The sequence below is a fragment of the Actinophytocola sp. genome (assembly GCF_036402745.1).
GTDB lineage: Bacteria > Actinomycetota > Actinomycetes > Mycobacteriales > Pseudonocardiaceae > Actinophytocola.
This window is the reverse complement of record NZ_DASWSJ010000076.1, coordinates 1-10,387: the sequence shown is the minus strand read 5'-3', so window position 1 is coordinate 10,387 and position 10,387 is coordinate 1. Positions and strand designations below refer to the sequence as shown.

Sequence of the window (10,387 nt, the reverse complement as noted above, 5' to 3'; positions counted from 1 at the left end):
CGTTACGCCTGCCCGCGCTTGCGGCGGCGGGCGCCGACGATCACCACCGCCCCGAGGACCACCAGACCGGCACCCAGCACCAGGGGCACGAGGACAACCGCGCCGGTGAACGCCAGGCCGTCGTTCTTGTCGGTGTTCTTGGCACCCGTCGCGCCCCCGCCAGAACCCGAACCGGAACCCGCGTCGGCGCCACTGTGCGGGTCGGTGGGGTCCGGGCCGGGCGTCGGTACGTCCGGAGCCTGACCCGCCAGCAGGGTGACCGTCGCCGTCTCGGTGCCGGTCAGTGGGTCGCCGGCCGCCGGCACGGGGCGGGCGGTGTAGCTGACGTCGTTGGTGAGCTCGGCCGTCGACTCGTCCGCCGGCATGCGCACGGTGCACCGCACGCCGTGTGCCGCGCCCGCGGCCAGTGCGGGCAGGGTCAGGTCGCAGTCGGCCGCCTTGTCGTTCGTCACCTGCACGGACAGGTCGACGTTGCCGGTGTTGCGCAGTGTCACCTCGAAGTCGACGTCGGCGCCGTGCTGTGCCCGGTCGGGGTTCGCGGCCACCGACACCACCAGCGCGGGGTTGAGCACCGTCGTCGGCAGCGGGTCCGCGTCGGCGGTCATCATGCGGTCCGCGCCGTCCAGCGCGGCTACCGACGCGAGGTTGGTGAACGACCGGTCCGGGGTGGCCGAACAGGTGCGGGTCTGCGACTCGCCCGGCACGAGCTGCGCGATCTCCTCGAGCACACACGCCGGCGGCAGCGTCGGGCTGGTGATCCGCACCTGGTGCAGCGGGCCGTCCTCGGCGGTGCCGACATGGGTCACGGTGAACGTGAACTCGACCGGGTCGCCGGCGCGGACCGAGGTCGGCGCCGCCGACTGGGTGATCGCGATCAGCGGCGCCAGCACGGTGATCGTGACCGGGTCGGCGGTGGCGGTCACCGGGGTCGCGGCACCGTCGGTCGCCGCGACCGTCGCCGCCAGCACCGTGGTCGCCACCGGTGAGCCCGTACAGCTGAGCGTCGCCGACTTGCCCGGTTCGAGCACGGGCAATGGCCGCGGCACGCACCCCGGCAGGTCGGCGGCGACCCGGAGGTCGAACAGCGGGCCGTCGGCCGGCGTCCCGGTGTTGGTCACCGTGAACGTCGCCGCCACCGGCTGACCCCGGTACACGACGTCCGGGGCGACGGACTGGGTCAGCGTCACGGTCGGGTCGATGACCATGACGGTCACGGTCTGGCTGCGCACCGTGACGGGCGTGCCGGTGGCATCGGTGCCGGTCAGCACCCCGTCACTGTCGAACGTCGCGGTCGTCGCGGGCACCGTGCACCGCAGCGTCGCGGTGCTCCGCGCGGTCAGCACGGCCGGCGCCGCGGTGCACGACGCGGGGGCCGAGTCGGTGTAGGTGACCCCGGTGAGGTCGCCGTCGGTGTTGTTGGTCAGCGTGACCGCGAACTCGACGGGCTCGCCGGCGTGCACGGTCAACCGGTCGGGCACCCGGCTCACCGTGTACTCGGCCGGCAGCACCACGGTGTCGTCCTGCCCGGTGGCGCTGACCGTGCGGCCCTCCCCGCCACTGGACACCAGGTAGGTGCCGGTGGCGGTCACCTGATGCGTCGCCGCACCCACCCGCGCGGTCACCACACACGTCGCGGTGGTGGACGTGCCCGGTTCGAGCGGTGCGAACACCGCTGGGGCACAACGAATCGGGTCATCCGTACCGGTCAGTGTGAGGTGGGTCAGCGGCAGGGAACCGGTGTTGGTGACGTTCACGGCCAGCTCGACCAGGTCCCCTTCGCGGACCGGGGTGGTCGGCCCGGTGACCGTGACCCCGATGCCGGGGTCGACCGGCTCGCTGAGCGCGACGTTCTGCATCACCACGAAGTCGTCGATGCCGTCGACGCCGATGTCGATGTCGCCCGTGTTGTTGGCGGGCAACGACAGCCGCACCGTCTTGGCGTCGACGCTGAGGTTGTTGGTGGGGCGGCGGTCCCCGTCCACCGCGCCGACCGCACAGGAGCGGAAGAAGTCCGCGGTGCCGTCCCGCAGGCACGGCTCGTCCACCGGTACGCCGTCGACCGCGAACGTCTCGCCGCCCTGCCGCCAGTCGCCGTCGAAGGCGGTCAGGCCGAGCGTGACGTCCCCTCGGGCGCGGCTCGGTCCCGCCAGCACCACATGGGTGCCGCCGAGGTCCGGGACCAGGTTCGGCAGCAGCGCGTCGATCACTGAGGGAAAGCCCGGCACCAGTGGTTCGAGCAGCCCGGGGACCAGCGCGCCGCCCTGGGGCAGGGTGCCCGAGTAGACGTCGACGACGCGCGGCGTCGGATAGGCCGCGGCCGGCCCGCCGTAGTCGAACACGACGACCAGCGACCAGCCGCCCGCGCAGCCAGGGCCGGACGGCACCCACACGTCGCTGACGTCGACCGTGAACGGCGCACCGGTGGGCGCCGCGGCGAACCGGTCGGTGACCTCGGCCCAGTCGGTGTACATCTGGCTGGGTTCGATCAACCCCGCGGTGAGCCGGAAGTGGTCGGCCACCCTGGGCACGGTCGCGGCCGGCCCGCCGGCGACCGCGAGCCGCACGTCCTGCTCGCTCGGCCGCGCCGCCGCCGGCGCGGGTGGCGGCTGGCTCTGCGCCAGGAGCGGGCGCACGCAGTTGACCCCGGAGAAGCCGAGGAAGCTGCCGGTGTGGCCGCCCCAGTTCAGCTGCGCGTACCGGACCCGCGCCCCCGCGGGGACGGTCAGCTCGGCGCTGCTCGCGGCGAACGAGTCCGGCCCACCGGACAGCGCCATGGCGTACCCGTTGTTGCTGCCGGACGCGTCCGCCGGCGCCGCGTTGGCGGTGGCCGCCAGACACGACTCACCGGTGTTGTCGGTGGGACAGCGCAGCACCCCGTTGCCCACCACGAGCAGGTCCCCGTACACCGCGTCCCGGAAGTCCGGCTCGACCCTGGCCGGCGGCAGCAGCGCCGCCGCACCGTCACCTTGCGCCGCAACCGCCGCAACCGCCGCGGGAGGCAACGGTGGCGGCGCGGACGGGCCCAGCACCAGCACGGGCAGCAACAGCAACACCGACAACGCGACCGCGGCCCACACTCGCATGGGAAGGCTCCAATCCGGATAAGGGGATCAGGCGGATTCGACGGCGTCGACCCGCACCCGCTCCACGTCCTCCACCAGCAGCCGCAGCCGGACCTCCTTCGGCTCGTCGTCGGTGGTGAGCGCGCGCAGCGACACCACGAAGACCTGACCGTCGGAGTCGAGCAGCTCGGGCAGATGGTCGGCGCTGCCGCCCTCGACCCACCTGGCCACGTCGTACCGGGCGCCGTCGTCGGTGCGCTTGTGCTCGGGATCGGCGAGCCTGCGGTAGAGGACGTCGATCTCCGGTTGGGTGAACCCGGGCAGCACGTCCTGGTGGTGCACGGCCAACCATTCCTCGCAGAGCAGCCGGTAGCCCGCGCTCGCCTCGAGCAGGCGGGCGAAGTCCGCGGGAGCATGGTGCGCGAAGGCGTCCGCCGGGTTGCTGCGGAGCCAGTCCGTGTCGACGGTGGGGGCTGTCATGGCTGAGTTCCTCCGGCTGGTGCTCGTCAGTGTTCGGTGATGGTCGTGCGTTCCCAGCGCTTGTGCGGGAGGTCCGGTCGGGCCGGCACTGCGCCGGTCGCCAACGTGACCGCCTCCACCGGCGCCGCCGGCGTGTGCAGCCGGGTCGGCAGCGCGGGCGCGGTCACCGTCAGGTCGAGCGCGGTGCGCATCGGGATGCCCAGCGCGCCCCACAGCTCCACCGACCGGCCGGCGGGGGTCCACCCGACCCGCATCGGCAGGCCGGTGTCGAGCACCCGAAGTGAGCCACGCAGGTGGTCGACGACCAGCGAGTCGCACTCGGTGTGCGCGCCGATCACCGCCCCGAGCAGCTCGTGCTCCTCGGCCGCGCTCGACGCCCACGCGGTGACCAGATAGGACAGGTGGTAGCTGCGTGGGGCGGCGTGCACGGCGGTGATCCGGCCGGCCGCGTCCCGCACCCGCACCGGCCCCGCCGACATCCCGTCGAGGTTCTCGGCGACGTGATGGAGGAACAGGTTCACGATCCCGGCCCCTCTCGGGCGAGGCGCGATACCCGCTAACAGGGTCGGGTTGTCGAACCCGACCTCGGTGCCGGGCGCCAGCTGCGTGGCGAGCCAGGCTTGGAGGGATACATCGACATCGGCCAGCACACCTGAAGAGTCTTGCCACCCGGGCCGGTCGCGGGCAGGGAGCTGGGGCCGGCGCTGCGGCCACCGCCGGCTTCCCCTGGAGGCAACGCGGCGTGAACCCGTTGCTGCGCACGGGACCTGCGGGTTCGGGCCGCGGCGGTGACAGCCTGAGTTCCGTCATGTCCTTATCGGACCAAACCCGGGCTCAAGCGCGGAAGGGGACTAGCGGATGGCCAACTATCTCGCTCCTGGCGTCTACGTCGAGGAGGTGTCGTCCGGCTCGCGGCCGATCGAAGGCGTCGGCACCGCCGTGGCGGGCTTCGTCGGCTTCACCGAGAAGGGGCCGATCTCCGAGCCGACCCTGGTGACGAACTGGACCCAGTACGTCACGGTGTTCGGCGGCTACGTGGACAACGCGTACCTGCCGCACGCGGTGTACGGGTACTTCCTCAACGGCGGCGGCTCGGCGTACATCATGCGCCTGCCCGACGGCCGCGAGGAGACCGCGCCCCGCGTGCTGCGTGCCGCCGTGCCCGCCTCCGGTGACGACAAACGCGCGGCGTTCACACTGCGCACGCTCAAGGCCGCCGGCGACGACGACATCAGCGTGACCGTCACCGAGGCGAGCCAGCAGGAGGCGGACACGTTCCGCGTCGACGTGCTGCGCAACGGCAAGGTCGAGGAGACCTTCGACAACCTCACCACCAAACGTGGCCCGAACAACGTCGCCACGGTCATCTCCCGCAACTCCAAGCTGGTCGAGCTGGAGGACGCCAAGGCGGCTTCCGTTGTGGCGCCGAAGAAGGACGCCGTCGTGCCGTTCGCGACCACCCTGCCGGTGCCGGCCGAGCTCACCGCCGGGGCCTACGTCGGCGACCCGATCGACCGCACCGGCCTCGGTGGGTTCGAGGCGATCGACGAGATCACCATGGTCGCGGTGCCCGACCTGATGTCGGCCTACCAGCGCGGGGTGATCGACGCGGAGGTCGTGAAGGCCGTCCAGCTGGCGCTGATCGCGCACTGCGAGCGGATGTCGGACCGGGTGGCGATCCTCGACTCCCCGCCGGGCCTCAACTCCCAGCAGGTGCGGGACTGGCGCACGGAGTTCGCCGGCTACGACAGCAAGTTCGCCGCGCTGTACTGGCCGTGGATCCAGGTGATGGACCCGGGTTCCGGCACGAAGATCAGCCTGCCGCCGAGCGCGCACATCGCGGGGGTGTGGGCCCGCAACGACGCCAACCGCGGCGTGCACAAGGCGCCGGCCAACGAGAACGTGCGTGGTGTCGTGTCACTGCAGACGGTGATCAGCCGGTCCGAGCAGGAGCTGCTCAACCCGCTCGGCGTCAACTGCCTGCGCGCGTTCCCCGGCCAGGGCATCCGGGTGTGGGGCGCGCGCACGCTGTCCACCGACCCGGAATGGCGCTACGTCAACGTGCGCAGGCTGTTCAACTTCATCGAGGAGTCGATCCTCAACGGCACCAGCTGGGTCGTGTTCGAACCCAACGACGAGTACCTCTGGTCGAGCGTGCGCCGGGTCGTCGGCGCGTTCCTGCACCGGGTGTGGCGCAGCGGCGCGCTGGTCGGGCAGTCGGCCGCGGAGGCGTACTTCGTCAAGTGCGACGCGGAGAACAACCCGGCGGAACTGCGTGACTCCGGGCACCTGATCGTCGAGATCGGGGTGGCGCCGGTGAAGCCGGCCGAGTTCGTGGTGTTCCGTATCTCCCAGCTCCCGCAGGGCGCCGCGCTCGAGGAGTAACCGTCCACTTAAGACACTGAACAGGAGCGTTCCATGACAGCACCATCGATGCTTCCCCGCACCACGCACGCGAGCACCGGCGCGGGCGGTCTGGTCAGCGCGGCCAGGTTCGTCGTCCAGTTCGACAAGGACTCGTCCGGCGGCAGCCAGGGGGAGATCACCTTCTCGGAGATGTCGGGCATCACCTCGGAGGTCGAGGTGGCGGAGTACGTGAGCAGCGGCACCGCCGGGGTGACCATGGCCAAGCAGTTCGGCAAGACCAAGCCGGCCACCGTGGTGCTCAAACGTGGCGTCGACCAGGACCTCACGTTGTGGACGTGGCACGCCGAGGTCCTCGCCGGCATGGCCAGCGCGCGCCGCTCGTGCACGCTGATGCTCAAGGACGCCGCCGGTGTCACGCAGCAGAGCTACGAGCTGCACATGGCGTGGCCGTCCAAGCTGGAGCTCGGCGGGTTCAAGGCCGGTGGCAGCGAGGCCATCATCGCGACCGTCACGCTGACGTGCGAGATGATCGTGCTGGCGCCGGGCGGGAAGACGCCATGACGGCGGTAGCCGAACCGGGACTGCGCACGGAGTATCCGTTCACACTGCCGCGCGGCTACGTGGACGAGGGCGGCACCGTGCACCGTGAGGGGGTGCTCCGCCTGGCCACCGCCCGCGACGAGCTGACCGCGCACAACGAGCCGATGGTGCGGCAGAACTCGGCGTACCTGTCGGTGTTCCTGATCATGCGCACGGTCCGCAGGCTCGGTGCCCTCGCCGAGGTGGACCGGTTCGTGGTGGAGCACCTGTTCGCGTCGGACCTCGCGTTCCTGCAGGACCTGTACCGGCGGGTGAACCAGCGCGGGCACACCGAGGCGGAGGTGACCTGTCCGGACTGCGGGCACGAGTTCCTGGTGGACGTCGCGGGCTCCCCATGACCGGCCGGCCCGACGAGCTGTGGACGGAGGTCGTGTACATCGCCTACCACCTGCACTGGTCGTTCGACTCCATTCTCGACCTCGACCACCTCAGCCGGGCGCGGGTGATCAGTGAGATCAGCACCATCAACGATCGCATCAACAATCCGGAACCCACCTCAGGACGGCAGGACTGACCATGCGCTGGTGGCCTTCTCCACGCCGGTCGCGGCACACGCCGGCTGGACCGCCCGAGCCGGACCTTGTGGCGGGCGCGTCCGGAGCGGCCGGCTCGGATGGACCGGAAGCCGGGCCGGGCGGTTCGGTGGGCACGTCCGGATCGGATGCGGAGCCGAACGGTGCGGCCGGCGTGTCCGGTGCCGGGCCGGTCCTTCGGCGGCGGCCGGCGTGGCTGCGGCTGCCCGAACTGGTCCCGGTCGTGTCACCGGACGTCCGGACGATCGTGGAGGTGGACGGTTCGATCACGGTCGTGGACCGGTCCATCGTCGCCGACCCCGGGTTGGCCACCGCCACGGACGGCCACGGGCCGTCGGGCCGCGTCGTCGGGCTGGTCACCTCGGCACAGCTGGCGTTGGAACCCATCGTGCCCGCGCCCGTGCCGGCACGGCCCGTCCGAGAGGCGCTCCCAGCCAGGCTGCTGACCATGGCGACACCGGACTCGGTGCGGGCACCCGTCGAACCGGCGGAACCATGGCGGCCGTCGTCGTTCCTGCACGACGCGTACCGGCTGAAGGACCGGGTGATGGCGGCCCAACCCGGTGAGGTCGGCGTGCTCAGCGAGGCGCTGAGCCCACCGCCACTGCCGATGCCGGTGGACGAGGTCGCCCCGCCGCCCGAGACCGGCGCCACCCCGCGCCAGGTGACCCACGGCCTCGGTCCCAACGCGAAGCTGTTCCGGTCCGGCCTGCCCGCCACCGAGCCGAGCCCGCCGGAACCATCCGAGAGCGAGCCGCCGCCGACCGGCACCGAGCAGACCCCCACCGTCCCCTTCGAACCCCCGCCCACCGTGCCGATGCCCGTACCGGAGGAGGACGCCCCGCACACCACGGACTCGACGCCCGCCCCTCTGCCGGCCCACCCGCTGGTTCCGCTCACGCGCCGGGTACTGGCCGACGTCGGCGAGGCGGCCGCCGTACCCGTCAGCCACCCCGGTGCACGCCTGGACACCGCGGCCGCCGCCGTCCACCAGGTGACCGCTCGCCAGCCCGTGGTCGCGAGCACACCGGCCGGCCCAGAACCGTCCGATGTGGATACACCGGCAACCGCCGTACGGTTCGCGCTCGACGACCACTCGGCGACCGGCACACCGGCGGCGGTGTCACTCTCGGCCGACGTCGAGGAACGCTCCGTACCCACGGCCGTGGCCGCACGCCTGGAGCGAGTGCTCGGCGTCGACACGTCAGGGGTCACCGTCCGAAGAGGGCCAGCGGTCGATCGGGCCGCCGACGCGTTCGGCGCCCGCGGGTTCACGGCGGGCGAGGTACCGCACGTGCCGGACTTCATGGGACCGCTGGACGACGGCCCCGGCGCCGCCGTGCTCGCGCACGAGCTGACCCATGTGGCTCAGCAGCGACGCACAACCGGTGAGCCACCGGCCATCGGCTCGGCGGACGGCCGCCGAATGGAGGACGAAGCGGTCGCCATGGAGGACTGGTTCGCCGGCACCGGCGCCGAACCAGACCCAACCACGACGACCTACGGCGGCCCGAACCTCACCACGAGCACCGCACCCACCGACGACGACGTGCGGTGGGTCGCCGACACCCAGCCGGCCACGGGTGACCTCGTCCACGCGACACCGACCGACGAGCTTGCGGGTTGGGGACAGCCCGCGCCGGCCGAAAGCCCGACGTGGCTGGCCGAGGCAGCCAGCACTCCGGCGTGGACGGACGAGACAGTCGAACACCCGGCACAGACGGACGCGACGGCAGCACATCCAGCATGGACGGTCGAGACGGCAGTGCATCCCTCGTGGACGGGCGAGGCAGCCGAAGATCCAGTGGAGGCACGCCGTCCCGCGTGGACGGATGAGGAAGCCGGAGGCCCAGCGGGGACGGATGGGCCGGCACACCGTCCCGCATGGGCGGACGAAACAGCCGAACGTCGCGCATGGACAGCCGAGACGGCAGCGCATCCCGCACGTGCGGGCGAGGCGGCCGACGATCTAGTGCGGTCGGTTGCGGCGGCACCGCGTCCCGGCTGGGCAGGGACGGCGGCCGGAGGTCCGGTATGGACGGGCGAGACGGCAGCACATCCCGCACGGACGGCCGAGACGACCGGGCATTCCACGGGGGCGGGGGAGGCACCCGGCGGTCCGGCGTGGTCGGCTGAGATGGCACGGCAACCCGCATGGGTTGATGGCGCAGTCGCAGACCCAGTGGGAGCGGACGGCCCGGCACAGCACCCCGCGTGGGCAGGGGAGTCGACCGGAGGGTCGGTGTGGACGGGTGAGATGGCGGGGCGTTCCGTACCGGCGGGGGAGGTGACCGGCGGTCCGGTGTGGACCGGCGAGTCGGCAGGGCATCCCGGATGGGCGCAGGAGTCGGCCGGTCATCCGGTGTGGACGGACGAGGCGAGCGGCCGGCCACCGCTGACCGTGGTGCGACCGCAGTGGCGAACGCCCGAGGTCGCCGATGTTTCTCCGGTCAACGCCGCGCCACCGCTCGATGCCGCGTCGCCGGCCAGTGCCGCGTCACCGCTCGATGCCGCGTCGCCGGCCGATGTCGGGTGGCCGCTCGATGTAGCGCCGCCACCGACCGCCGGTTTTCCGCCCATCGCGGGTCCGCCTGCCACCTCCGATGTGACCGTCTCGTCGACGGCCGAGTGGCCTTGGTTGTCGGGTCTGTCGTTCCCGTCGGTGGATGTCTCGCCGTCCGCTGCGATGTCACCACCTTCCGGCATGCCCCTGCCCACCGCCCCGCTACCCACCGCCACGCCACCACTCCTGGGCACGTCGTTGCCCGCGGGAGCGCCGCTTCCCGCCACAGTGTCACCACTTTCGAGCATGCCGATGGCCGCACCTACGCCACTGCCCACCACCAGGTCGCCATCCACCGCGACGTCGCTGTCCGCCGCCCCACCACTCCCAGGTATGCCGTTACCCACGGCCATGCGGCCGTCCACCGGTACGTGGCCGACCACCGCGCGGCCACGCACCGGGACGCCGTCAACCACCACCGCGCGGCGACCGGCCGTCGCGCCGTCGTCTCCCGCCCCATGGCCGCCCACCGGCACGCCGTTGCTCACCGGCGTGCCGTCATCGGCAGCCAGGTCGCTGCCCGCGGCCATGTCGCGTCCCACTGTTGTGACATCACCCGCGGTCAGGCCAGCTGCCGTCGCCGGTCGGCCGGTCTCCTCCGCGGGAGGCGGCACAGCCGCCCGCACACTCGCCCCCTCCTTGTCACCATCGGCCGTCCGCCCGGTCGCCCGGCCGAGGCAAGCGACCGCCAACCCGACGCGCGACGAACCGGAACCCGCCACGACGCCACCATCCCTGGTGCAGCTGGCGCCGGCCAGGTACGCCACCCGACCGGCCGTCAA

At 72.3% G+C, this 10,387-nt stretch carries 8 protein-coding genes and 1 pseudogene; 5 read left to right on the top strand and 4 right to left on the bottom strand.

Features of this window, described 5'->3' with window-relative positions; translation table 11 throughout:
- Positions 1-2: 2 nt before the first annotated feature.
- From VGD70_RS07225 to VGD70_RS07215, 3 genes are read right to left on the bottom strand one after another with little or no spacing between them, the layout of a single operon-like run.
- Positions 3-3,083, bottom strand: a complete 3,081-nt coding sequence (locus VGD70_RS07225; RefSeq protein WP_331079380.1) for a hypothetical protein — start codon at positions 3,081-3,083, stop codon at positions 3-5.
- Positions 3,084-3,110: 27 nt separating this feature from the next.
- Entirely contained in the window at positions 3,111-3,542 is a 432-nt protein-coding gene (locus tag VGD70_RS07220; RefSeq protein ID WP_331079378.1) for a hypothetical protein, read from the bottom strand.
- 26 nt (positions 3,543-3,568) lie between these two features.
- Positions 3,569-4,192: a Pvc16 family protein gene (locus VGD70_RS07215; protein ID WP_331079376.1), complete on the bottom strand. Its 624-nt coding sequence runs from the start codon at positions 4,190-4,192 to the stop codon at positions 3,569-3,571.
- 208 nt (positions 4,193-4,400) lie between these two features.
- On the opposite strand from VGD70_RS07215, the gene VGD70_RS07210 reads away from it, so the two are divergent.
- From VGD70_RS07210 to VGD70_RS36905, 5 genes and pseudogenes are all read left to right on the top strand, one after another.
- The gene (locus tag VGD70_RS07210) at positions 4,401-5,927 is read left to right on the top strand and encodes a phage tail sheath family protein (protein ID WP_331079374.1); all 1,527 of its coding nucleotides are present in this window, start codon (positions 4,401-4,403) and stop codon (positions 5,925-5,927) included.
- Positions 5,928-5,960: 33 nt separating this feature from the next.
- Entirely contained in the window at positions 5,961-6,470 is a 510-nt protein-coding gene (locus VGD70_RS07205) for a phage tail protein (protein ID WP_331079373.1), read from the top strand.
- A complete protein-coding gene (locus tag VGD70_RS07200; protein WP_331079371.1) occupies positions 6,467-6,847 on the top strand; it encodes a phage tail assembly protein in 381 nt (126 codons plus the stop codon). The genes VGD70_RS07205 and VGD70_RS07200 overlap by 4 nt, the downstream gene beginning before the upstream one ends.
- On the top strand, positions 6,844-7,023 hold the full coding sequence (locus VGD70_RS07195; protein ID WP_331079369.1) for a DUF6760 family protein: 180 nt from the start codon (positions 6,844-6,846) through the stop codon (positions 7,021-7,023). Before VGD70_RS07200 ends, VGD70_RS07195 begins: the two co-directional genes overlap by 4 nt.
- A gap of 2 nt (positions 7,024-7,025) precedes the next feature.
- A pseudogene (locus VGD70_RS36905) lies at positions 7,026-8,366 on the top strand (eCIS core domain-containing protein); the annotation flags it as partial.
- 1,031 nt (positions 8,367-9,397) lie between these two features.
- Here the strand turns inward: VGD70_RS36905 and VGD70_RS07185 are convergent.
- Positions 9,398-10,387, bottom strand: a 990-nt coding sequence (locus tag VGD70_RS07185) for a hypothetical protein (RefSeq protein ID WP_331079365.1), incomplete at its 5' end; no start/stop codon positions are given.